General features: G+C 44.6%; 21 protein-coding genes. 14 read left to right on the top strand and 7 right to left on the bottom strand.

Annotation, left to right across the window (positions count from 1 at the left end; genetic code table 11):
- Together B3A20_RS15280 and B3A20_RS15275 are read right to left on the bottom strand one after the other, a co-directional pair.
- A partial coding sequence (locus B3A20_RS15280) for a DEAD/DEAH box helicase family protein (protein WP_290766657.1) occupies nucleotides 1–818 on the bottom strand: 818 nt, incomplete at its 3' end.
- Nucleotides 819–958: 140 nt separating this feature from the next.
- Nucleotides 959–1,867 carry a PD-(D/E)XK nuclease family transposase gene (locus tag B3A20_RS15275; RefSeq protein WP_290766655.1) on the bottom strand — a complete coding sequence of 303 codons (909 nt, stop codon included), beginning with the start codon at nucleotides 1,865–1,867 and terminating at the stop codon, nucleotides 959–961.
- A gap of 168 nt (nucleotides 1,868–2,035) precedes the next feature.
- Here B3A20_RS15275 and B3A20_RS15270 point away from each other — a divergent pair, with 168 nt between their 5' ends.
- The 12 genes from B3A20_RS15270 (at nucleotide 2,036) to B3A20_RS15215 (ending at nucleotide 14,891) form a co-directional block, all read left to right on the top strand.
- A complete protein-coding gene (locus B3A20_RS15270) occupies nucleotides 2,036–3,295 on the top strand; it encodes a DNA cytosine methyltransferase (RefSeq protein ID WP_290766652.1) in 1,260 nt (419 codons plus the stop codon).
- Nucleotides 3,292–4,158, top strand: coding sequence for a hypothetical protein (locus B3A20_RS15265; RefSeq protein ID WP_349680086.1), 867 nt, complete (start codon nucleotides 3,292–3,294; stop codon nucleotides 4,156–4,158). The genes B3A20_RS15270 and B3A20_RS15265 overlap by 4 nt, the downstream gene beginning before the upstream one ends.
- A gap of 3 nt (nucleotides 4,159–4,161) precedes the next feature.
- Nucleotides 4,162–4,749 (top strand): hypothetical protein, encoded by a 588-nt coding sequence (locus tag B3A20_RS15260; protein ID WP_290766648.1) that lies wholly within the window; start codon nucleotides 4,162–4,164, stop codon nucleotides 4,747–4,749.
- A 3-nt stretch (nucleotides 4,750–4,752) separates the two neighbouring features.
- On the top strand, nucleotides 4,753–6,360 hold the full coding sequence (locus B3A20_RS15255) for an AAA family ATPase (RefSeq protein ID WP_290766646.1): 1,608 nt from the start codon (nucleotides 4,753–4,755) through the stop codon (nucleotides 6,358–6,360).
- Nucleotides 6,320–7,609 (top strand): LlaJI family restriction endonuclease, encoded by a 1,290-nt coding sequence (locus B3A20_RS15250; protein WP_290766644.1) that lies wholly within the window; start codon nucleotides 6,320–6,322, stop codon nucleotides 7,607–7,609. Before B3A20_RS15255 ends, B3A20_RS15250 begins: the two co-directional genes overlap by 41 nt.
- Nucleotides 7,610–7,794: 185 nt before the next feature.
- Nucleotides 7,795–8,811, top strand: coding sequence for a PDDEXK nuclease domain-containing protein (locus B3A20_RS15245; RefSeq protein WP_290766643.1), 1,017 nt, complete (start codon nucleotides 7,795–7,797; stop codon nucleotides 8,809–8,811).
- Nucleotides 8,812–8,831: 20 nt separating this feature from the next.
- Nucleotides 8,832–9,875 carry an ORF6N domain-containing protein gene (locus tag B3A20_RS15240; RefSeq protein WP_290766641.1) on the top strand — a complete coding sequence of 348 codons (1,044 nt, stop codon included), beginning with the start codon at nucleotides 8,832–8,834 and terminating at the stop codon, nucleotides 9,873–9,875.
- A 19-nt stretch (nucleotides 9,876–9,894) separates the two neighbouring features.
- Nucleotides 9,895–10,248, top strand: a complete 354-nt coding sequence (locus tag B3A20_RS15235; RefSeq protein ID WP_290766640.1) for a hypothetical protein — start codon at nucleotides 9,895–9,897, stop codon at nucleotides 10,246–10,248.
- Nucleotides 10,249–10,467: 219 nt separating this feature from the next.
- Nucleotides 10,468–11,544 (top strand): PDDEXK nuclease domain-containing protein, encoded by a 1,077-nt coding sequence (locus B3A20_RS15230; RefSeq protein ID WP_290766638.1) that lies wholly within the window; start codon nucleotides 10,468–10,470, stop codon nucleotides 11,542–11,544.
- On the top strand, nucleotides 11,544–12,911 hold the full coding sequence (locus B3A20_RS15225) for a winged helix-turn-helix transcriptional regulator (RefSeq protein WP_290766636.1): 1,368 nt from the start codon (nucleotides 11,544–11,546) through the stop codon (nucleotides 12,909–12,911). The genes B3A20_RS15230 and B3A20_RS15225 overlap by 1 nt, the downstream gene beginning before the upstream one ends.
- A gap of 19 nt (nucleotides 12,912–12,930) precedes the next feature.
- Complete coding sequence (locus B3A20_RS15220) at nucleotides 12,931–14,274, top strand: Na+/H+ antiporter NhaC family protein (RefSeq protein WP_290766634.1); 1,344 nt, start codon at nucleotides 12,931–12,933, stop codon at nucleotides 14,272–14,274.
- A 173-nt stretch (nucleotides 14,275–14,447) separates the two neighbouring features.
- Nucleotides 14,448–14,891, top strand: a complete 444-nt coding sequence (locus B3A20_RS15215) for a hypothetical protein (protein ID WP_290766632.1) — start codon at nucleotides 14,448–14,450, stop codon at nucleotides 14,889–14,891.
- A gap of 91 nt (nucleotides 14,892–14,982) precedes the next feature.
- On the opposite strand, the gene dxr is transcribed toward B3A20_RS15215, so the two are convergent.
- Nucleotides 14,983–16,131, bottom strand: a complete 1,149-nt coding sequence (dxr, locus tag B3A20_RS15210; RefSeq protein ID WP_290766630.1) for a 1-deoxy-D-xylulose-5-phosphate reductoisomerase — start codon at nucleotides 16,129–16,131, stop codon at nucleotides 14,983–14,985.
- 157 nt (nucleotides 16,132–16,288) lie between these two features.
- On the opposite strand from dxr, the gene B3A20_RS15205 reads away from it, so the two are divergent.
- On the top strand, nucleotides 16,289–18,274 hold the full coding sequence (locus B3A20_RS15205; RefSeq protein WP_290766627.1) for a formylglycine-generating enzyme family protein: 1,986 nt from the start codon (nucleotides 16,289–16,291) through the stop codon (nucleotides 18,272–18,274).
- The gene (locus tag B3A20_RS15200; RefSeq protein ID WP_290766624.1) at nucleotides 18,275–19,366 is read left to right on the top strand and encodes a histidine phosphatase family protein; all 1,092 of its coding nucleotides are present in this window, start codon (nucleotides 18,275–18,277) and stop codon (nucleotides 19,364–19,366) included.
- 90 nt (nucleotides 19,367–19,456) lie between these two features.
- Here B3A20_RS15200 and B3A20_RS15195 read toward each other — a convergent pair whose 3' ends face one another.
- The 4 genes from B3A20_RS15195 to B3A20_RS15180 form a co-directional block, all read right to left on the bottom strand.
- Nucleotides 19,457–20,338, bottom strand: a complete 882-nt coding sequence (locus tag B3A20_RS15195) for a phosphatidate cytidylyltransferase (RefSeq protein ID WP_290766621.1) — start codon at nucleotides 20,336–20,338, stop codon at nucleotides 19,457–19,459.
- Nucleotides 20,331–21,041 carry an isoprenyl transferase gene (locus B3A20_RS15190; RefSeq protein ID WP_290766618.1) on the bottom strand — a complete coding sequence of 237 codons (711 nt, stop codon included), beginning with the start codon at nucleotides 21,039–21,041 and terminating at the stop codon, nucleotides 20,331–20,333. Before B3A20_RS15190 ends, B3A20_RS15195 begins: the two co-directional genes overlap by 8 nt.
- Nucleotides 21,042–21,053: 12 nt before the next feature.
- A complete protein-coding gene (gene frr, locus B3A20_RS15185; RefSeq protein WP_173564968.1) occupies nucleotides 21,054–21,587 on the bottom strand; it encodes a ribosome recycling factor in 534 nt (177 codons plus the stop codon).
- Nucleotides 21,588–21,755: 168 nt separating this feature from the next.
- Nucleotides 21,756–22,724, bottom strand: coding sequence for a PLP-dependent cysteine synthase family protein (locus B3A20_RS15180; protein ID WP_290766613.1), 969 nt, complete (start codon nucleotides 22,722–22,724; stop codon nucleotides 21,756–21,758).
- Nucleotides 22,725–22,843: the final 119 nt, after the last annotated feature.

Here is a 22,843-nt window from a genome sequence, read left to right as displayed (position 1 = left end):
AAAATTTGTTCGCGATGGGCTAGGAATAGAGCTCGTTTTGGATTTATTTCTCTTAAGGCGAATGCTGATGCGTAAGTTTTTCCAGTTCCTGTTGCAGAAATCAATAAAGCGCGATGCTCTCCCATTGATCGTATTTCGTTTAACTTCTGAACAAATTCTAATTGCATGGAATTGGGTTCGAGTAAAATTTGTTCGAACTTTACAATTTTCGACTTTTGTAAAACTGAGTTCTTTTTTAATTCAATCTTTTGACGTTGTATTTCTCGGTCTATTCGTTTTTTTTCGAGATAGACTTGTGTGTATTCATCTAAAATTTCGTTTGTAACGTTAAATGCATTAGTGCTGTTCCAAAGAGAATCAAAATCTTCGATAACATCTTTAAATAGCGAAGCGTCATCTTTGACAGAATAACATGTGTTCCATTCTTTATTAATTGCAAGTGCATTACCTGTAAGATTGGAACTACCAATGGTTATGCTTACAATTTTTTCTTTAAAAAATAAATACCCTTTTGTGTGAAATCCTTTTATATTATTGTCACAACGGAATAGTTTGACTTCAACATTTTTGTATTTGCAAAGAGACTTGAGTGCAGCGGGTTCTGTAAATGTAAGATAGTCCGTTGTAAGAATTTTACCTGGAATTCCTCGATTTTCAAGTTCTAGCAATGTTTGCTTTAATGATGCTAAACCGCTTTTGGATATAAATGCAACGCTGATGATAAATCTGTCGCATTTTGAAAGTTCGTTTTCAAGAAATGCTTGCATTGTATTTCCTGGCGCGTTTGATATAAATTGCGGCTGCTGAGAAAGTTCCATAAGTGTTCCTAGATAACGTTCCTTTTCTTTGAACACAAAAATAAATAAAAATACTGTCATTCTAGTGACAATATTTTCATCAAGAAAAGAAAAACCGGTCTCTTTGAACCGGTTTTTGGGAAAAAACACCTTCTTTTACGCTATTTCAGTGCGGCAACCTCTGCCTCAGAAAGTTGCGAAATCCTAGCAACCTTTTCAACGGAATCACCTTCGGCAAGCATTTTTCTTGCCATTTCACGAGCCTTGGCGTCCATTCCGTCCAAAAAAGAGCTTTCCTTTTCGTATTTAATGTCAGTCATCTCGTCTACCTCCCTAAGAAGCAGTTCGTCTTCAATCTTCTCTAAAGATACATCTTTTATGAACTTTGCGTATAGGTCATTTTGCAAATACTGCGGTGAAAAGGGCTTTTCTTCCATAAGTTCGTTGAAAAAGCGGAGCATGTCGGCTCGTTCGCTCTGTTCGCGATTCGGCAGGGGCAATCGAGCGTCTATCTTGCAGAACTTGTCCACCTCGACAAGGAATCCGTCAAACTTGTCATAGAATGGGCGACCATTTTTCGAAAGGTTAACATGGTGAAAATAAGTATCCGGTTCGTTATTGAATAAGTCTTCTGTCAGAATAGACAATACATACACATGAGGTAGCCTGTATCGGCTACCTTCGGGAACCAGCGTAGAGATAGCGCGGGATACATAATAGAAAAGTCGATCGATAAAAAGTTGGCTAGCATTTTGTTGAACTTCAACCAAAATGGGTTCTCCAGCTTGATTTGTTCCAACAATGTCGAATATGGGTTTCTTTTGTGAAGGTAATGCAGGCATTTCCTGTATGCGGAATGAGAAATCTTTTATGCGTCGGTCTCCTTCCAGTCCCATCATTGCGTTCAAGAACGCAATGAATCGCTCCGGTTTAACCTGATTTATCATCAAGCGTTTAAAGACTTTATCTCCGAATGGATAGGCGTATTTGAAGATTTTTCGGTATTTGGCAAGATTGGCCCTGTTCTCTTTGACATCTTGCGCCATCAGACGATATTGCGTCTTATTCATCTTTATCTCCTTCCTCGCGGACAAGCAAAAACTACGAGGCGTTAAGTTGAAAATACAACATGCACACACGTGCACTACATAATATAGCCAAACAAATTTTTCTTGTCAACTGGATTCATCTTTTTTCTGCATTTTTTTCGCAAGTGTTCCGTTTAAACGAACGTTTAAATGGGACAAAAAGTCCATAAGAAAATTACTTTCATAGACCTATTTGCTGGATGTGGCGGTCTCAGTGAAGGATTCCTTGCAACAGGGAAATATGAAGGCCTTGCCCATGTAGAATGGGAAAGCCCAATGGTGAACACTTTACGTTCACGACTCGTTGAAAAATGGAATCACACAAAAGAAGATTCTCTAAAACGTGTCATAAAATTTGATGTTCAAAAAACCGAAGAGCTTTTCTACGGCAATTGGCAAGAATCAACAAAAAATCTCTATGCAAAAGAGAACGATCCTTTAATTGTCGAAAAAGGATTAGACGGACTTATTGGCAAAAATCAGGTTGATTGCATTATTGGAGGACCTCCTTGTCAAGCATATTCAATCGCAGGAAGAGCTCAGTCCCCAACAGGGATGAAAAACGACTATAGAAACTACCTCTTTGAAAGTTTCGTTAAAATAGTCGACCATTATAAGCCAAAATTTTTCGTATTCGAAAATGTTCCCGGACTTTTAAGCGCATGTCCAGGTGGGAAACCAGTCAGAGAGCGAATATACGAAGCATTCGATAAAATCGGATACGAAATAAGACGACCCGAAAATTTAAAGAATTCCATTTATTGCGCAGAAGATTTTGGAGTACCACAAAAAAGAAATCGAATCATCATCATTGGTATTCCTAAAAAGAATCCATCAAATTTGGATTCTTTTTACAAGGCTCTAGACCATCAAAAAACATCAAAGCATAAAACCGTACGTGATGTAATTGGCAACTTGCCCAAATTTTTTCCTTTGGATGAAATCGACTGTAGTGGTCGATCGAAAATTTCACATTATCAAACAACAGAAAAAAAAATCGACCTACATATCCCCCGATATAATGGGAAAAGAGATCAAAAGCTTTTCTTCGAATGGCTTTCAAAAGGAATGAATTCTTTTTCGCAAGAAGAGAAAAAAGCCTTTTACACCAAAATAACAGGCCATACATCAAACCATATAAAATATCGGAATCTCGAATGGGATAAACCATCACCAACAATAGTTGCGCATCTACAAAAAGATGGGTACATGTTTATTCATCCCGATATCGCGCAATTAAGAACAATCACAATTCGTGAGGCAGCCCTACTTCAGTCTTTTCCACCTGATTACAAATTCATCGGATCCAATCCATATTGCTTTAAAATGATTGGAAACGCAGTTCCCGTCCTATTTGCAAAGGGCATTGCAAATGCAATGGCAGAAGTCGTTCAAGGAGGGGAAATATAATGAAAAGGATTTTAAATATCCTTATTGCGTGTGAAGAAAGCCAAGCTGTATGCAAAGCCTTTCGAAAATTGGGCCATAACGCATACAGTTGTGATCTTTTGGATTGTAGTGGAGATCATCCGGAATGGCACTTTAATCACGATATAACGGAAGTTTTAAACAAAACAAATCTTGTTCTACAAAATGGAGAGGAAGCTGTCATTAAAGGTAATTGGGACCTAATGATTGGGCACCCCCCATGCACATACTTGGCTGTTAGTGGAGCTCAGTGGTATTATCATCCTGAAGATAAAGACCTGCCTGTTGAAAAAAGACGACCTCATCCAAAATATCCAAATCGTGCAAGGGATCGAGAAGATGCTGTAAAATTTTTCATGAGCCTCGCAAAAGCAAAAATAAAGAGAATCGCCATAGAAAATCCTGTCGGCATCATGAGTAATAGATGGAGAAAACCGGACCAAAAAATACAGCCTTATCAATTTGGGGATCCGTATTCAAAAGGGACATGTCTATGGTTAAAAAATTTATGGACATTACACCCATCTAAAGAAACGAATGATCATGGAGAAAAGGTCTTCTTCAAAAGTGGTAAGTCGCAGCCAAAGTGGTATTCCGAAGCATTAAAGGCCAAAACACCAGAAGAACGCAGAACATTAAGAAGCAAGACTTTTCCGGGAATAGCACGCGCTATGGCGGAGCAATGGAGTATTCAAATTGCATTGGAAGAAGATCTGCTAACAGATGCAGAATTGAAGATTTTAGGCGCCGATTACAGGACGCTAAATCGTTTAGATGACGCACAGGTTCAGATAATTGAAAAAAGAGAACAACAACTTATATCATCTTGGCTTAAAGAGGGGTAACTTATGGGCGATCCGATATGCAAATGGCGAAAGGTTAGTACTGAAAATCTAGTAGAAATCGTTTCATGGCTACCTAAGAAGATTTGTTCAGAAGATGAATACAAGTCACACATGATGCTCTGTCCTATAGGGGGCAAAGCTTATTTAAGAACAGCTTATCAATTATCATGTCAATTAGGATTGCAGTATATTGATGAAGACGGCTTTTTCCATCCGAGATTTGACCACAACATATCAAAGGAAGAGGCGCAAAATTACCTTAGGCATTGGGTAAAAAGATACTATGTTCCCAACCCATATACCAAAAAGGGCTTTGACCATATACGACACTCCGTAATACTTCTGTACGCCATAGTCGATGTTGCCGCTAAAGGAAATGGTTTGCATAACTTAGAAGATATTTGCAATGCTTTTTTTGGTGAAAAGACGGGAAATTTAAAAGAAATAAAGAACATGCTGTGTGATTTTTCAAGCATTATTCACATTGGTCCTGATTTTAACGTTACTGCCAATAATCAGAACATTCCCGAGTACCACATCTACGAAGACAGGAATGACAAAAAAGCATTTTTTAATTTTCTTAACGGGTAATTCATGCATTTGTACGTAAAAAAATTAGCAGCTGCAGATTGCACCCCCGAAGGCATCGTCATAACACATGACATCGTCAAGTTCCTCTTCAATCCTGATTTGGCTTTTTTGAAAGGAACTCAGGAACGCATTTCGTACCCATTTGCTCATTTAAGAAATGCGCATGAAATAAGGGATATCGACATCATAAAAAGAGCAAATGGATCTTTTTATATTGGTTCAGGCATAGTCTCGTTATTAAGAGACAACGCAGAAACAATCGATTTGGAGGATCTTCTATACATAGAGCAAGTGGGCGTAACATACGTTGTTAAGTTAGTAAAAGTCGGAGCGCACAACTATGATGTTTTCAGCAATCTGTTAAATGAAAATGACAGACATTTCTTGTTATTGACCGAAGAAAAATCGAATGAAACACCAAACAGCAATCCTCCCAAACATTGTTTGACAAGCTGTCAGCAAGTTATCTATTACGGAGTTCCCGGCTGCGGCAAAAGTCACCAAGTTGATAAAGAAGTAAGAAAAGCTCTTGAAATATATAACAGCGATAAAAAAGCTGCTGAAAAGGTGTCTTACGACAAACAAGTTATCCGTACGGTATTTCATCCTGATTATTGTAATGCAGATTTTGTCGGCCAAATAATGCCAAAGAAAAAAGAAAATTCGATCGATTACGAATTTAAGCCCGGCCCTTTAGCCAACATCATTCGAAAAGCATACTTAAATCCTTCGAAACCATATTTTCTGATTATTGAAGAAATTAACCGTGGAAACGCGGCTGCTATTTTTGGAGAAATATTCCAACTTTTGGATCGTTATAAGAATGGAGAGCATTCTTCAAATGAAGAAATTCAAAACGAAAATTATAATTATACAGAAGGTTGGAGTAAATATTCAACAAATAATGATGATGTGAATGGTTTTATTTTGCTAGGTGGAGAATCTAGTGTTACCGAAAAAGAGCCGGGTGTTGATTATGATAGCGATTCAAGCGAAACTCCAAAATCGGCAATAAAAATTCCATCTAGAGACCTACATTTTTCTACTTATTGTGGAATTCGTCTTCCGCCTAACCTCTCTATCTACGCAACAATGAATACGAGCGACCAGAACGTGTTCACGCTTGATAACGCTTTCCAACGTCGTTGGGAAATGAAGCAGATTTCGAATGATTTGAAAAATGATGATGCTCATGCCGATGAAAAACAACAATACAATCAGCCCATCGGAAATACAAATGTTAAATGGGGCGATTTCCGCGAAAAAATAAATGAAATCATCATGCAGTCGGCTGAAGAGAATGGATTGTCTAGCATGGAGGACAAGCGTCTCGGCGGATGGTTCATTACCCCTAAAAAAGAGACAAACGCTGCAGAGGGCGATGCTCCCAAAATTACCAACGATGCCTTCGCAGAAAAAGTTCTCAAGTATCTTTGGGATGACGCTTTCAAATTTGATCGTTCGAAACATTTTGGCGATATAAAGACTCTTGAAGATCTGACAAAAATTTTCAAAAAAGAAGGCTTCAAAGTTTTTAAGGATGAATCTATTTCGAAGTTAAGCCCGCAAAATGGAACTGCAGCAGCCCAAACAGGAACGCCCGAAACTTAGCGAAGTTTGCGTCTACGGAGGCAAACAAAGTGATGAGTTCGTCGGTATCCGTTATGACAACGGATCGTTAAAGGTGTATTTTCCTTTTGGTTATTCTAAGCCAATAGATGACGAAAAAGAATATCGCAAGGATATATTGAATCTTATTTCAGTTCTTGCAGCCTATTCCAAAGAAAGTAAAAGTATTGACCAGAATCGTCAATTAAATGAAGACGAAGTTCAATTTCCGATTCATGCCTACATTCACGTTTTCAATTATTTTCTGAACTTCGGTTACTACATTGAAAACGAGACAACATACAAAAGGGCCTCGAATGGAAAAATTAATTGGTCCAAAACGATTAAACAGATTCGGCCCCAAATTGCGGGTGAATATCCAAACGAATCGGTCGTTTATCTCGATTTCATAACAAAGAGATCGAGCAACAATGAAAATGAAATCATAACGCAAATTCATAAATATTGCGTTTATGAGAGCTACGAAAAAATAGGATGTTTGTTCGGATATTTTCGGCCAGAAAAGCCAACAATACCTTTTAACGCAAAGATGTTCGCAGCCATCTTGAAAAATAAAATTTCAAGAACATTCAACGAAAAGCACATCCAACTTTTTAGGAATATGCTTGACATCGTTTGCTACATGGGCAAACGGAATGACAATCGAAAAGCAAGCTTTGGCACCAATGATTTTGAATATGTTTGGGAAAGCCTAATCGACCAAATTTTTGGCATCGAAAAACGTGAAAAAGAAAAATATTATCCGCATTGTGCTTGGCATATTGGAGATAATAATAATGATGCAGAATGGAACGAAACGAAAAGAACAGCATTGCGTCCCGATACAATAATGTTGTTTCCAAAGGAAAATGCAAAAATTTTCGTTTTAGACGCTAAATACTATCAGTATGGGGAAAATCGCGAGCCGAAGAGATTACCCGGAACAGGTTCCATTGTTAAGCAAATCGCATACGCCGAATTTATAGAAACTGAGCGTGAGGAAAATCAAGATATACCCAAGGGAGACATCTACAACGCTTTTATTCTGCCATACGCAACAGCATTCGATGGATCAAAATATCCAATAGAAAATTTCGGATATGCAGATTGCAATTGGAAAAATACAGAAGCAAAAACATACCATAAAATCTATGGTATTTTGCTAGACGTCCGCTCCATTATGCATCGTCATCCTAGTCATTCCGATAAAGACATCGCAGAGCTCGCTGCGAAAATTGAAGGTAGAAATTAATACACTAATTCCGTTATGTAAAATTTTCTTACGCCCCTAGCCAACATTTTCGATATTAGGTACATTAATGCAGCACGTGATTCTCTGTCAAATGGAGAATCGCGTCTTTTTTTATTCTGCAATTTCAGAATTAGGGGACGCCTCTAACATCAACCGGTCACAAATTGTGACCACATGGAGGCAAAATGAAGTCTAAAGAAGTTATCTCGGCTAAGCTGGTTCAAGATGCTAGGCAAATCATCGAGACTGCGCAGAAAAACGCTGTTCGGAGCGTTAATTTCTGTCGTGTTCAGATGTACTGGAATCTTGGCAAGCGGATTTTCGAAGAAGAGCAACACGGCAAGAAACGAGCCGATTACGGGGCGTATATCGTAAAATCGCTTGCGGAAAGGCTAGAAGCTGAATACGGGAGTGGTTTTGGCATTCGCCAGATTGAACGCGCACGTCAATTTTTCCTATTGTATCCAATTGCGTCCGCACTGCGGACGCAATTGAACTGGTCTCAATACAAGATGCTTATTGCGATTTCCGACCCCGACAAACGCGAATATTACGAACTTGAGGCTGTAAACAATTCTTGGAACGGTCGCGAACTAGAACGCCAAATCAACAGTCAATTGTATGAACGCCTTTTGCTCAGTAACGACAAGGAATCCGTGCTGGCGGTCGCTCGCAAGGAACGCATTCCAGAAACACCGCAAGAGGTCATCAAGGATCCGATGGTCCTAGAATTTCTTGGGCTGGAAAAGAACCCAACCTTTTATGAAAGCGATTTAGAGGGGGCGATTATTTCGCACATCACTGAATTTTTGCTTGAACTAGGCAAGGGCTTTTCTTTTGTAGCAAGGCAGAAACGGATCATGCTTGAAGACGACGAATTTTTCGTTGACCTCGTTCTTTACAACAGGTTGCTTCGCTGTTTTGTGGTTATTGAAATCAAGACGAGCAAAATCACGCATCAAGATCTCGGCCAGCTCCAAATGTACGTGAATTACCACGACCGCATAGAAAAGCTTCCCGATGAAAATCCGACTATCGGAATTCTTCTGTGTGCAGGCAAGAATGATTCTGCGGTAAAAATGACTTTGCCCGAAAACAACAAGACAATCCTCGCCAGTGATTACAAATTGTATTTGCCCACCACAGAGCAGTTAGTCAGCGAAATCAACGAGGCTAAGAAACTCGCCAAAAAACAAGACTAATCAAGCCACATGGAGGCTAAATGACCAAGAACACAAAAAATGTGACTGTTGCGCCAGTCAAATCAGAAATGTCCCTGATAGACGAGAACTTGCTCAAATCGCGTATTTATACCATCCGAGGGATCAAGGTCATGCTTGATGCCGATTTAGCCGAAATTTATGGGTATAGTACCGGAGCTTTTAACCGGCAAGTCAAGAATAATATTGAGCGTTTTGCGGAGGATTTCCGGTTCCAATTGTCCAAAAGGGAAGTTGAAGAATTGCGATGCAAAAATTGCACCGCAAATATCAGCACAATGAACCGCTCCTATCCCTTTGTTTTTACGGAACAAGGTATTTACATGCTCATGACCGTGTTGAAAGGCGATTTAGCGATACAACAGAGTATGGCTCTCATTCGTCTTTTTAAGCAGATGAAAGACTATATCGTTGCAGAAAATCAGCAACTGCCCGGAACTGCGGGAATCGCCCAGATTGCAGCGCAGACTGCTCAAAATACACATGAAATTGCGGTGGTTTCTGCCGAAGTAAAGGAACTTTCCGACGAAGTTCGCGACATTCGGAGTGATTTGGGAAAAATCAATATGGACCTCCAGATGGTCATGGAAAATTTCGTCGATCCATCGACTTACAAGCACTTCTTGATTCTGAATGGACAGAAGTTGGAAGCCGATGTCGCCTACGCACAGATTTATGGCATGGCGAAGAAAACGCTGTTGATTGTCGATAACTATGTTGACATCAAGACGTTGAATTTGCTCAGAAATGCGCACAAAGGCGTTTCCATCTTGATTGCGAGTGACCAATACACCCACATAACAGACGATATGCTCAACGATTTCCGTGAGGCAATGCCTGGCGTTTTAATTGACAAAGTTCCTGCAGCGCACAAGTTCCACGACCGCTACATTCTAATAGACTTTAAGACCAAAAGCGAAAAACTGTACCATTGCGGAGCTTCTAGTAAGGATGCCGGCAACAAGATTACGACTATTGTAAAGCTAGATGACATTGATGCGTACCGTAGCATGTTTGAAGAACTGTACGCCAAGCAGGAAACTTAATTACAAAAGCGAGGTAAAAATGAACTATACATTTACAGAAAAAGAAGTTGAAATGATGTACAACTGGGGAATGTACGCTGATGGGGAAAGCGGTTTCAATGAAGAAGAACAAAAATTGTACGATAAATTGGAGCGAATATTTACGCCATTACAAAAAGAAAAAAATAATGCGCAAAAGGTTGTAGAATTTTTCAAAGAAATTAGCAATACATACGAGAACGTAAGTTATTACTGGAGTACTGGGACCTGTATCAAATTTATTGACTATGATAAAACACTTTGCTTTGACACTAAAAAAACTAAGTATACAGATGTTGTGCTAGAGGTATCAAAGGTGATAAACAAATTGAAGTTAAAAAAGCGAGAAGATTAATAAATGCCGAAATAGCCACAATCCAGAATGGGAAGTAGGCACATTGCTCTTGTAAAATTTTCTTGCTCCCCTAGCCAGACTTTTCAACATTAGGTACATTAATGCAGCACGTGATTTTCTGTCAAATGGAGAATCGCGTCTTTTTTATTCCGTGATTTTGGAATAAGGGAACGCCTCTAACAGTAACCGGTCACAAATTGTGACCACATGGAGGCTAATATGGCTAAAAACAAAGAGAATGTCCCTGCAAAAGCGGTGGAATCGTTGTTCAATAAGGTTTCAAGTTTAATTGAGCAAGCCCGCGCTCGTGTGGCTACAGCAATGAATGTTGCTGAAGTCTACACAAAATACAAAATCGGACAATTAATCGTAGAAGATGAGCAAAAAGGTAAATATAGAGCGGAATATGGCAAGCAAATTCTTTCGAAATTATCTGAACGATTAATATCAACCTATGAAAATGGTTGGACCGTTGATACGCTCAAGCGATGTCGCTTCTTTTACCGTATTTATCGTCCCCAGCAAATTGGGGCAACAGTGTTGCCCCAATCTGAAGTTTTACCCGAATTCACACTTTCTTGGTCGCATTACCTGGTGCTCATGCGCATCAAGAATGATGATGAACGCCGTTTTTACGAGATAGAGGCTACTTCTGGGAATTGGTCTGTTCGCGAGTTGCAGCGGCAGTATGGTTCAAGTCTGTATGAACGCCTTGCGTTGAGCCGGGACAAGGAACAGGTTGCCCGATTGTCGCGGGTAGGCAACGTGGTGGAGAAGCCGGAGGATATCATCAAGAACCCGGTGACGCTTGAATTTGTTGGTTTGAAACCGGATGCATCGTATTCGGAATCGAACTTAGAATCCGCAATCATTAACAAGTTACAAGAATTCCTGCTTGAACTGGGGAAAGGATTCCTGTTCGAAGCACGACAAAAACGATTCTCTTTTGATGAGGATGACTACTATGTAGACTTGGTTTTGTACAATCGTCTGCTTCAGTGCTATGTGCTCGTTGATTTGAAGGTCGACAAGTTGACTCATCAAGATCTCGGTCAGATGCAGATGTACGTAAACTACTATGATCGTTATGTAAAGCAGGATTTCGAAAAGCCGACTATCGGCATTTTACTTTGCAAAGAGAAGAAGGATACCCTTGTGAAGTTGACATTGCCCGAAAATGCAAATATTTACGCATCCGCTTATGAGTTGTATCTACCGGACAAGAAACTTTTGCAGGCGAAGGTCAAAGAATGGGTAAATGAATTCGAAACGCAAGATGGTAGGGAGGTCACGTAATGGATCTTGTAAAATTCGAGAACGCTTTGAAGATAGGGGAAACTGCGGCCATAGAATTCAAACGGGCTGGCGGTACTGTTGTCGGCATTCCTGAAAATGCCGCGCCATCCATGGTGAAGAATTTTATTAGCGCCATTGGCAATCCAGACTTGTTCAGCCCCACGCTTTACCTTGAACCGGAAATTTTCAAGTACCGCAAGAAAACCTTGATTCATATACACGTACCGTCGAGCGGTGAAGTACATTCGTTCAAGAAACGGATTTACGACCGCATGGACGAGGCGGACGTAAAGGTAAGTGCGACGGCAAAAATCGCGCAGATGTATATTCGCAAGCAAGAAATCTACACGGAACGCAGGATGTATCCGTATGTGAAGTTGAAGGACTTGCGCTTGGACTTGCTGCCGATGGTGCGGATTCTAGCAAAGAACAATGGCGGCGGTAGCCACTTGTGGGAAAAACTTTCGAATATGGATTTGCTGAAAAGCGCGGGCCTTTACGCCGAGGACCATGCGACCGGCAAAAATGGATTTAATCTCGCCGCGGTGATGCTTCTTGGTCGTGATGAAGTCATTCGCGATGTCAGCCCGGCTTACCAAACGGATGCGCTTGTCCGCAAGGTGAACGTCGATAGGTATGATGACCGTTTGACTGTGGTGACAAACCTTGTTGAAAGTTTTGAGCAACTGTTTAAGTTCGCAACGCTGCATTTGCCCGATAAGTTCTATGTGGAAGGCGCTGAACGCAAGTCGCTGCGAAACATTGTGGCTAGAGAAATGTTGGTGAATACGCTGATGCACCGTGAATATTCGAGCGCATACCAAGCAAAATTTGTGATAGAACAGGACAGGATGTATGTGGAAAATGCGAACAGGGCTCGGTTCAACGGGCCGATTACGCTCAGGAACCTTGAACCGTTTCCAAAGAATCCACTAATCGCAAACTTTTTTCGTAATATTGGTTATTCGGAAAAGCTCGGGTCTGGTGCGCGCAAGATGTTCAAGTACGGGCGTCTTTATTCTGGTGTTGATCCCGAGTTTATCGAAGATGATGTATTCCGCATTATCCAGCCACTGAACGAAAACTATTCATTCGATGCAGAGATTGCAAATGGAATGGGTGGTCAGAAAAGTAGTCAGAATGGTGGTCAGAAAAGTGGTCAGAATGAAAGTTCGGAATTAGATTCTACGGAATTTATTTTGGAACAAATTGCACGCAATCCTCATATAACAAGAAGAGAATTGTCGAAATCAGTCGGTATGGCTCCATCGGCAGTTCAAAAACATATTGAAAAACTTAAATCGTCCGGACGCATCGCCCGCATCGGTGGAGATCGTGGTGGTCATTGGGAGGTTTATAGGAAGTAACTTTTCTATCTTTCACGTCATGCAAAACGAAAACTCTCAAGAAAAGATCAAGGGCAACCCGATTGCCCTTTTGCCTATCGCCGTTTTCCTGGTACTTTATCTGGGTCTCGGCATCACGTTTGAATATGTTCTCAAGATCCCGATGGGATTTTACAACATCCCGATTGTCGCGGCATTCTTGGTGGCGATTTTCGTAGCTTGCGTACAGAACCGCAAGCTGAATTTTGACCACAAGATGAACGTGATGGCAGGCGCACTTGGCGACCGCAACATTTTCTTGATGATCCTGATTTTCCTTTGCGCGGGTATTTTTGCGGGGATTCTCGGGCGTTCAAGCGCTTCGGCGGCAGCATACTTGCTCTTGGATTTCATTCCGGCGCAGTTTGCGGTGGTGGTGCTGTTCGTTGTCGCGGCGTTTGTCTCTACGGCGATGGGTACGTCCGTTGGCACAATTGCAGTGGTCTCTCCGATTGCAGTCGAGGTTGCACAGATGGCAGGCTTTGGTGTTCCGTTTTGCGTGGCGACGGTGATTGGCGGCGCGATGTTTGGCGACAACTTGAGTTTTATTTCGGATACGACGATTGCAGCTACATCTACGCAGGGCTGCAAGATGAAGGATAAGTTCCGCGTAAACTTCCTGGTGGCAGCTCCGGCGGCACTTCTCGCGATTATCATCATCACGGCAATTTCTTTTGTGACCAAAGCAAATACGGTTGCAGAAAATTCCTACAATCTCGTACAACTTATTCCATACATTCTCGTGCTTGCGCTCGCGCTCACGGGCATCAACGTTTTTGCAGTGTTGCTCATCGGCATTGTTGCGGCATCCATCATTATGGTGGGTTCCGGCACGCTTAATATGATTGGCCTTTTGCAGAACATCGGAAATGGCATTTCGGGAATGTACGAGACGATTCTCGTGGCGGTTTTGGTGAGCGCCTTGTGCGGGCTCATCCGCATTCACGGCGGTTTTGCGGCTCTGTTAGACTTTATCCATAAAGTATTCAAGGGACACCGCAGCGGTCAAGTGGGCGTTGGCCTCTTGGTGAGCGCACTCGACATTGCTACAGCAAACAACACAGTCGCCATCGTGATGGCAGGTCCGATTGCAAAGCAGATGGGCGATGAATACAGAATCTCGCCAAAAAAGACAGCTTCACTCTTGGATATTTTCAGTTGCGTGGTGCAAGGAATTTTGCCTTACGGCGCACAGATGCTCGTAGCGCTTGCAGCCATTTCGACAGCAATCCCGGGCGCAAACATCAGCGCGTTTGACCTCATTCCCTACATGTTCTATCCATTCCTGTTACTTGTCAGCGTACTCATATTCATTGCAATTTCTCCACGCAAAAACAAGCACTAGTGCAATTACAAACAAAGTTTTTTAACAAACAGTCCCCGCATTTGCGGGGATTTTTCTTATCGCCCTTCCCATATTCCAACTTGGAATATATGTCTGCTACTCTGCGCAAATGTTACTTTGTAATTTACAAAACAGGCGGGCTTCCGTCTCACAATAAACTCAAGGAGGCAATCATGAAAAACGCAAAACTTATGGCGATAGTCGCGCTCGCCTTTGCTGTCACCACAACTTTCGCGGCAAACATCGTTAAATCCAAGCGTGGAGACATCGACCTCTACTCTGACAAGAATGGCGGATCAGTAATCTGCACGGCAAGTTTTAACGATGAACTTACAATTATTAAAAATGACATCAACTCCGTTTTCGTCAAGGGAACTTGCGGACGAGGCTGGATCGATAAGGGCAAAGTCGAAATTATCGCCAAGGGCCCTGGAGACAAGTCCATCATCATGGATGACGTCGGCATCGAGGCCTGGATTGACAATCCGAGCGCCATATTCGTTCTAGAAGAAAATGCGGACGATTTCGATGGAGTAGAAATCAATCGAGACTTCAAGGAATATCTGACATTTACGATGGACCGTGAGCAAACAGAAATGCGAAACGGAGAGAACTAGGCTCACCCTACATCAAAAACGGCGCTCGCAAGAGCGTCGTTTACTTTTTCATTTGCAATTTAGCGATTCATCGCTAATTTTCAAAACGTTTTTACTTGAGGAATGCTTCCGTCATGAGGCGAGCTTCCTTGTCGGCTTCGAGCACTTGTTCCAAGGAAAGGTGACCGGTGACATTCGGGGCCTTTTCCATCACCATCTCCACGTACTTCGGGATGTCGGTGAACTTGAGGTTACCCTTGAGGAAACGGTCCACGAGGACTTCGTTTGCGGCGTTCATCATCGACGGCACGATACCGCCACGGCGGCCAGCTTCAAATGCAAGAGCGAGGCAACGGAACTTGTTGAAGTCCGGTTCGAAGAACGTGAGCTTTGCAAGCGTCGGCAAGTCAAGGCGCTTGGTTTCGAGCTTGAGGCGGTCAGGCCACGTGAGTGCCACCTGAATAGGGATGCGCATGTCGGGAGCGCCAAGCTGCGCCATCAGAGAACCGTCGCGGAACTGCACGAGCGAATGCACCATGGACTGCGGGTGAACAACGACCTTAATCTGGTCGTACGGGATGTGGAACAAGAAATGAGCTTCGAGCACTTCGAGGCCCTTGTTCATCATGGAAGCAGAGTCAATCGTAATCTTCTTGCCCATGCTCCACACCGGGTGATTCAAGGCATCAGCGACGGTGATGTTTTCGAACTTTTCAATCGGCCATTCACGGAACGGACCACCCGATGCCGTGATTTCGAGGAATTCCACTTCGGATTCGCGCTTGCCACCTTCGAGGCACTGGAAAATAGCGCTGTGTTCGGAGTCAATCGGCGTGATGAACGACTTCGGGTTTTCAGCAAGCTTGTCCCAAATGACCGGGCCTGCCATTACCATCGTTTCCTTGTTCGCAAGAGCCACATGCTTGCCATGTTCAATTGCCGTAATCGTCGGGAGGCAGCCCACAGCACCCATCAGGGCGTTGATGATGATGTCTGCCTTCGGGTCGGCAGCGAGTTCACAGAGGCCTTCCATGCCGACAAGGACCTTTCGGCCAAGCACGATTTCGAGTTCTTTTGCGGCGACTTCGTTGAACATGCAAACACGTTCGACATTGTACTTGCGAACGAGTTCGGCCACCTTGTTCACGCTGCTATTTGCAGCCACGGCATAAAGGTGAAACAAATCGGAATGCTGTTGAATGACATCAACGCTAGAGGTTCCGATAGAACCGGTGGCACCCAAGAGAACTACATTTTTCATTTAAAAACCTCGATAATTGCAAGCTTTTTTATAAAGATAGAATAATAATTTTCATTTACAGCTCCGCTCCAAAAAAAACGCTTACAATAATTTACATTCCAAAGACAATTTTTAGGGTATATTTTTACTGGGTTAGGTTTGCTCGAAGGAGGTGCATATGCGCATACTTTCCTCGGGTGTATATGCTGCGTGTTGTTGCGCAGTGGGGATGTTCATAGGGTGCTCGGATTCTTCGGACAACGGAGTCTCCGGAGAAAACAGTAATCTTTCTTCCGTTACAGATGATTTTGGAATTTCGTCCAGTTCCAGTTTTACAGGGAACGCAGGCGGTTCTTCGCCATCCGGGGATTTGATTTCTTCAGGAGCGGAGTCTTCAGCGGGGAATTCGGCAACGTCTTCCAGAATGCAAGGGAGTTCCTCGGGCTCAGTCAAAAGCTCTTCAAGCGGGCATTCGCACAGAAGTTCTTCTTCGGGAATCGAGCAAGGGAACTCCTCTAGTGCACATGCAAATTCCAGTTCTAGCGAGAGTTCCTTTGTTTATACTTCACCCGCAAATTTTGCAGACACGGTAAACGGAGTTGCCTTCAACATGGTCTATGTAGCTGGCGGCACTTACACGCGCGGATGCGACAACTGTGCCGAGCCTGATAAAATTTACGAAACACCTTCGCATAAAGTAACAGTTGACGAATACCATATCGCACCGACCGAAGTAACGATAGCCCAATGGAACGCCGTCATGGGCGGGAAAAAGAATGCATGGGAATCGGACAAAGCTCCCAAAATCGGCGTAAGCTGGTTTGACGCCAACAATTACGCCTGCAAGCTTGGGCAAAAAACAGGGAGACAGTACCGACTGTTGACCGATGCCGAATGGGAATTTGCGGCCCGCGGTGGCAAAGACGGAATTGCAGACAAGTTTAAATTTTCAGGTAGTAACAACGTCGATGATGTAGCATGGTATTCCGAAAACAGCGGCGGAAAATCACACGATGTTGCCACTAAGAAACCAAACAAGCTTGGACTTTACGACATGAGCGGCAACTCATGGGAATGGGTCTACGACTGGCTCGTAGCCTACACGGACGCAGACAAGGTAAATCCGGTACAGCTCACAGGAAGTGGCAACAAGACGCGAAGAGGCGGGAGTTACGGCGAGCCCGCGGATTTTGCGCGAGTGAGCCGTCGCGCCATCCGCAGCCGCGATGGCGCCGCAGACATGGGCTTTAGACTAGGCATGTCTACGGAACTCCCGCCGGGAATGGTAAGCCCCTGCGAAGCGGCAAATCCGTCTGCAGCCACCTGCCAAGGCGACAAGAATCGCGACTGCCGCTTGATTACCACCGCAGACGAAGCCTGGATCAGCGACGACTACACTGTCGTTATCGGAGAAAATGGTGTTGCGGCAGTTTCAGGCTTCCCGAATGTTTCAGGGCAGTGGTACACGCTCAACAACCGCAGTTTTAACGTTGTCACCAAGAGCGGCACAAAGACTTACGCTTACTACGTGTTCAGCGAAGATGAACTCACAATGATTAGCGATGACGGCATTCCATACCGTCTGTACAGGCGAGCCGCAAGCGAAGCCAAGAATAAAGTAAGTCTCCCGACCGTAAGCAATCCCAAGACTTTAGCACAGCTTATCGCCGCTGTAGAACCCGAACGCATCGTCACAGACGAGCAACTCGCCCACCCCGACACAAGCGTTCGCGACCCGCGCATTGCAGCCGCAAGCGGTTACACGTGGTTTTTCGACGGGCGTTGCTGTGGCGGAAACCATAAGTACCGTTTTCACTTAGACAAGAGCGGCGATGCAGAATTTGTCGTCATGGACTACGACGACACCCACCACGAAAACATTCTCGCGAAAGGGCGCTGGTTCACGGTCGGCAACATCGGGCTACACATCGTTTTGAACGGCAAGTATTTCAACTACCTTTACACGGCCGGTGAACGCACCATGAGTTATAGCGAGTACATGCCGGCGGGTCCCATTTTCTGTCACATTTCATTCCAGAGCTATGAACGCGGCGACTTCCGCATTTTCAATAAGACTTTATTCGATGATAAAATCAAGCGCCCACGCGGCTTCAACGGAGAAAATCCAGTCTATGAAGCCGGCGATTACCAGTGGGGGTCGTAAATGAATTATCCCTTATTCGTCGTAATCGCATACACGGCGATGCTTTCAGCCTGTGACAATGCCACATCCACAACAGCTCCTGAAAGCACCGTTTCATCCTCTTCCACAACTACAACAATTGAGGAGCCATCAAGTTCAGCCATTCAACAAAGCTCATCGTCAAGCGGGCAAAAACAATTTTCCAGTTCATCACGAAGCAGTCATCGGCGGTCTTCGTCTTCTGCAGTTCAAACAAGTTCATCCGCAATTTCATCATCGCAAGAGACGCCAGTTTCTTCGTCTTCAGATGTAGCAAAATCTTCCAGTTCCTCGCAAACATCGCTACCAGCAAAAGAGATTTCGCTTGACGAGAACGGTTTTGCAACTGTCGCCGACGTCTACAAGAGTCTTACCGCAGACGAAAAAGCAGTCTTCATCATTCGACATTCCGAGCGCGAAGACAATGTCGCCATAGAAACGGAACTCACCGCTAACGGCGTAAAAATGGCCCAAAATTTAGGTACCACGCTCAAGAGCGACGAAGAATTTAGTTACATCACTTCGGGATTCGTGCGCACCAACGAGACTGCAAACAACATTTCAAAAGGCCGTGGAGAAGCAAGCCTTCCAAAGCTCATCACGAACTACGATATTACCGGGAACTGGTTTCTGAAAATCTCCGCCGACGAACTTTCCGCATACGGGACAAAGCTTGGCATGCAAGGCGGTTCTGTTGAACTCATGGCCCACTGGGCTTACGAAGGCGGCTACACAGACGCGCTTTACGAACTCACCCCACGCGCCGAAGAATTCATACAGAAAGTCATCCTCAAGAATTTACCCAAGTGGAAACGCGTAAGCATCATGGTCTCGCACGACATTTTCGTCATGCCGCTCGCCGTGTTCGGCTCCAAAGGCAAAGTCGCCTTGAAGTACCATGAAGATTACCACTGGATTAATTACATCGCCGGGCTTGCCATCATCATCGGGGCAGACAACAGCTTGCGCTATGTTCCGGTCAAAGGCGCAGATTCCGGTGTTATTGACTATCTCGCCATTTACATGGAGGAGCACGGCATGGGAGGCAAGAAGCCGTCAACCCCCAAAAGATAATCAAGAACTTAAACCTTGCAAAAAAAACAAGACCGTAACTGAGAGAATCAGTTACGGTCTTTTCAATGCATTTGCGTAGCGCTTTTGTTTTTACACGATGTTCTTCAAGAAGTCCATGAAGATATAGAGAGCAGGAGCCGCAAGGAGGAACGAGTCACAACGGTCCAGCACGCCGCCGTGACCTACAAACAAATTGCCAGAGTCCTTCGTACCGCTCCAGCGCTTGAGCGCAGACATCAAAAGGTCGCCCACCTGGCCTGCCACCGTAATGAGAAGCCCAATGACAATTGCAGAGGTCCAGGTAAAATTCATTTCGAACGAACTAAGAGCAGCGCTGCACTTGACCCAATATGCCACCCACGCAACCGTTGCGATGGAACCTGCAATCGAGCCTTCCCAAGTCTTCTTGGGGCTGATGCTCGGTGCAAACAAATGACGCCCGAACGGGCCCTTGCCTGCAGCAAACTTTCCAAAGAAATAAGCGACAGTATCGCAAAGCCACACCGCCGTCATCACGAGGACAAACGGGTAGCAGTGTTCAAGGCCCTTGCCACTTCCCATCATGAGGACGTTCATGCCGCCCCAGAGTCCAAGGTAAAGCGGAGCGCCAAGTTGCATCACGAGCCACGGGAACAAGTGGTCAATTTCGACTTTCGCATACGCAACGCCAATATAAATGGCAAAGATGGCAACAAATGTCATGCCCACAACATAAGGCACAGCCGGGAGACCAAAGTAGCCACCCTTCGAAAACGCCCACGCCATCGTTAACGCCACGGAAGATGCAAACGAGAGGTATCGCATGTCAGGACCTTTGTACATCTTGGATGCCATGCGGGCCCATTCCCAAGCGCCAACCGCACCCAGAAAGCACATAAGGCCAATACGACTAAAGTCGTTGAACCACAGAAAAACAAAAACAAGCGGAATAGCGATCAACGCAGTGATCAACCGCTGACCCAAATTACTCATGTAGAACCTTCCCAAAGCGGCGTTCGCGAGTATTAAAGAACTCCACCGCCTTCATGAACTCTTCCTTGGTAAAGTCCGGCCAAAGCGTGTTCGTCACGTAGAACTCGCTGTAGGCGGCCTGCCAAAGGAGATAGTTGGAAAGCCTGAATTCGCCACCCGTGCGGATAATCAAGTCCGGGTCAGGTGCGCCCTTCAGGTACAAATGTTTTGCAAAGACTTCGTCGTTAATCTCATCGAGACTGAGCTTGCCCGCGGCAACTTCGGCAGCGATGTTCTTGGTCGCTTCGACAATTTCCTGACGACCGCCATAGGAGATGGCAAGGTTCAGCTGCATACCCGTGTTGTTCGCCGTCTTGTCGATTGCAGTCTGGAGACTTGCACGCGGCTTTTCGGGAATGCGGTTCATATTGCCGATAACCGTAAGCTTAACGTTCTTTTCCATGAGGTCCGGGATTTCCTTCACCACCATTTCGATGAGGAGGTTCATCAGGTAATCCACTTCCTTGCTTGGGCGGCCCCAGTTCTCGGAGCTGAAAACGTACAATGTCATGTGTTCGAGCTTGAGATTTACCCCAACCTCGACCGCATCGATCGTCGATTCAGTCCCCTTGCGGTGACCGAGGAAACGTTCAAGACCACGACTACGGGCCCAGCGCCCATTGCCGTCCATGATGATAGCGACATGTCTAAGTTGATTTGCCACGCAAGCCCCGGACTACACCTTGAGGATGTCTGCTTCCTTTTCGGCAAGGAGAGCGTCAATCTGTGCGATAGCCTTGTCAGTAGCCTTCTGGATTTCGTCCTGCTGCTTCTTGACTTCGTCTTCGGAAATTTCCTTGTTCTTCTTGAGGGCGTCATTTGCGTCGCGGCGGATATTGCGGATTGCCACGCGGCCGTCTTCAGCGTGCTTGCGGGCGATCTTTGCAAGTTCCTTGCGTCGTTCGGTCGTAAGAATCGGGAGCGTCACGCGGATGCAGTTGCCATCCTTCATCGGGGTAAGGCCGATGTTTGCCGCAAGAATTGCCTTGTCGATAGTGTCGACGAGCTGCTTTTCCCACGGAGTTACGAGCAACATACGCGGTTCGGGCACGGAAATCTTCGCGACCTGGGAAATCGGGGTCGGAGTACCGTAGTAGTCGATGCGCACGCCGTTGAGGATTGCCGGGCTAGCCTGGCCAGCGCGGATCTTGGAAAATTCACGTTCGGTGGCCTCAATGGCCTTGTCCATCTTTTCAGAATATTCAGACATTTTTAGTTCCTAGTTGCTAGTTATTAGTTACTAGTTAATGGTTTATGCAAGAATCTCCTACAGCAAAGCCGAAGGATTCTAGCGTTTGTTATACGTTGGAAATATAGGTAAAAAAGACCCGACGAGTAAATCGCCGGGCTTTGAGAGCATGACAAAAGAGCTTGGAGATTACTTTTCGTCAAAAATGCCTGAGCTGAGGTAGCGAAGACCTGTATCCGGGAGGACGACGACAATCTTCTTGCCAGCATTTTCGGGACGCTTCGCCACTTCGGTTGCAGCCCAAAGGATAGCACCACTCGAGACACCGACAAAGATACCGTCAGTCTTGGCAAGTTCACGAGCCTTAGCGAAGGCGTCGTTTTCGTCAACAGTGATGGCTTCATCGTAAACCTTGCGATCGAGAACGCGCGGAATGCGTGCCGGATCCACACCATGGAACGGATGGACACCCGTAATTCCCTCTTGGTCTTCCCTCGCCTGCACACCAATCACCTTGATTTCAGGCTTGAGTTTCTTGAGATGGTTTCCAACACCCGTAAGCGTTCCACCAGTACCGACAGCGGCAATAAAGATATCGACATCACCTTCCGTATCCGCCCAAATTTCATCGCCGGTAGAAGTGTAATGGCTAGCCGGGTTAGCAGAATTACTCGTCTGATCGAGGAAGAAGTAATCCGGATGCTTTTCGATAACTTCCTTGCGCAAAGCATCAATTGCAAGCACAAAGTCGCCGTTGGATTCTTCAAGAGCTTTGGCTATCACCGGTTCTTCGGAGAGATTGATGAGTTTTGCTCCAAAAGCCTTGATGAGCTGTTTGCGTTCGTTACTAACGTTGTCCTGAATATAAATGATGGACTTATATCCGCGTGCGGCAGCGATGGCGGCTGTAGCAATGCCCGTGTTGCCAGATGTCGTTTCGACAAGCGTCGTCTTGCCCGGAACGGCGAGCCCTTTCTTTTCGGCATCGTTCAGCATTCCGAGAACGATACGGTCCTTCACGCTTCCGATGGGATTGAAGTATTCGATTTTTGCAATAATATCAGCCTTGAGGCCGTTTACTTTATTGTAGTTTGTCAGTTCTACAAGGGGGGTCTTTCCGACCAGTTCAAATATATTTTTGTGAATGTTCTTTGACATGTTTACGCCTCTCTTTATTAATAACCTTGTTTGAAAAATTTAGGTCATTGAAGCCCTAAAAACAAGGGTTTTGGTTTATACTATTTTTTTATCCTGAGCTATAGTTTTTGGCTTTTAGC

It is taken from the genome of Fibrobacter sp. UBA4297 (assembly GCF_002394865.1).
Taxonomy (GTDB): Bacteria; Fibrobacterota; Fibrobacteria; order Fibrobacterales; family Fibrobacteraceae; genus Fibrobacter.
The sequence above is the reverse complement of the archived record's forward strand: the minus strand, read 5'-3'. Positions and strand labels throughout refer to the sequence as shown.

Excerpts from the sequence above, each read along its gene's own strand:
- B3A20_RS15275 (WP_290766655.1), bottom strand. The coding sequence starts at position 1,867 with ATGAATAAGACGCAATATCGTCTGATGGCGCAAGATGTCAAAGAGAAC.
- B3A20_RS15270 (WP_290766652.1), top strand. The coding sequence starts at position 2,036 with ATGGGACAAAAAGTCCATAAGAAAATTACTTTCATAGACCTATTTGCT.
- B3A20_RS15260 (WP_290766648.1), top strand. The coding sequence starts at position 4,162 with ATGGGCGATCCGATATGCAAATGGCGAAAGGTTAGTACTGAAAATCTA.
- B3A20_RS15255 (WP_290766646.1), top strand. The coding sequence starts at position 4,753 with ATGCATTTGTACGTAAAAAAATTAGCAGCTGCAGATTGCACCCCCGAA.
- B3A20_RS15250 (WP_290766644.1), top strand. The coding sequence starts at position 6,320 with ATGGAACTGCAGCAGCCCAAACAGGAACGCCCGAAACTTAGCGAAGTT.
- B3A20_RS15245 (WP_290766643.1), top strand. The coding sequence starts at position 7,795 with ATGAAGTCTAAAGAAGTTATCTCGGCTAAGCTGGTTCAAGATGCTAGG.
- B3A20_RS15240 (WP_290766641.1), top strand. The coding sequence starts at position 8,832 with ATGACCAAGAACACAAAAAATGTGACTGTTGCGCCAGTCAAATCAGAA.
- B3A20_RS15235 (WP_290766640.1), top strand. The coding sequence starts at position 9,895 with ATGAACTATACATTTACAGAAAAAGAAGTTGAAATGATGTACAACTGG.
- B3A20_RS15230 (WP_290766638.1), top strand. The coding sequence starts at position 10,468 with ATGGCTAAAAACAAAGAGAATGTCCCTGCAAAAGCGGTGGAATCGTTG.
- B3A20_RS15225 (WP_290766636.1), top strand. The coding sequence starts at position 11,544 with ATGGATCTTGTAAAATTCGAGAACGCTTTGAAGATAGGGGAAACTGCG.
- B3A20_RS15220 (WP_290766634.1), top strand. The coding sequence starts at position 12,931 with ATGCAAAACGAAAACTCTCAAGAAAAGATCAAGGGCAACCCGATTGCC.
- B3A20_RS15215 (WP_290766632.1), top strand. The coding sequence starts at position 14,448 with ATGAAAAACGCAAAACTTATGGCGATAGTCGCGCTCGCCTTTGCTGTC.
- dxr (WP_290766630.1), bottom strand. The coding sequence starts at position 16,131 with ATGAAAAATGTAGTTCTCTTGGGTGCCACCGGTTCTATCGGAACCTCT.
- B3A20_RS15205 (WP_290766627.1), top strand. The coding sequence starts at position 16,289 with ATGCGCATACTTTCCTCGGGTGTATATGCTGCGTGTTGTTGCGCAGTG.
- B3A20_RS15200 (WP_290766624.1), top strand. The coding sequence starts at position 18,275 with ATGAATTATCCCTTATTCGTCGTAATCGCATACACGGCGATGCTTTCA.
- B3A20_RS15195 (WP_290766621.1), bottom strand. The coding sequence starts at position 20,338 with ATGAGTAATTTGGGTCAGCGGTTGATCACTGCGTTGATCGCTATTCCG.
- frr (WP_173564968.1), bottom strand. The coding sequence starts at position 21,587 with ATGTCTGAATATTCTGAAAAGATGGACAAGGCCATTGAGGCCACCGAA.
- B3A20_RS15180 (WP_290766613.1), bottom strand. The coding sequence starts at position 22,724 with ATGTCAAAGAACATTCACAAAAATATATTTGAACTGGTCGGAAAGACC.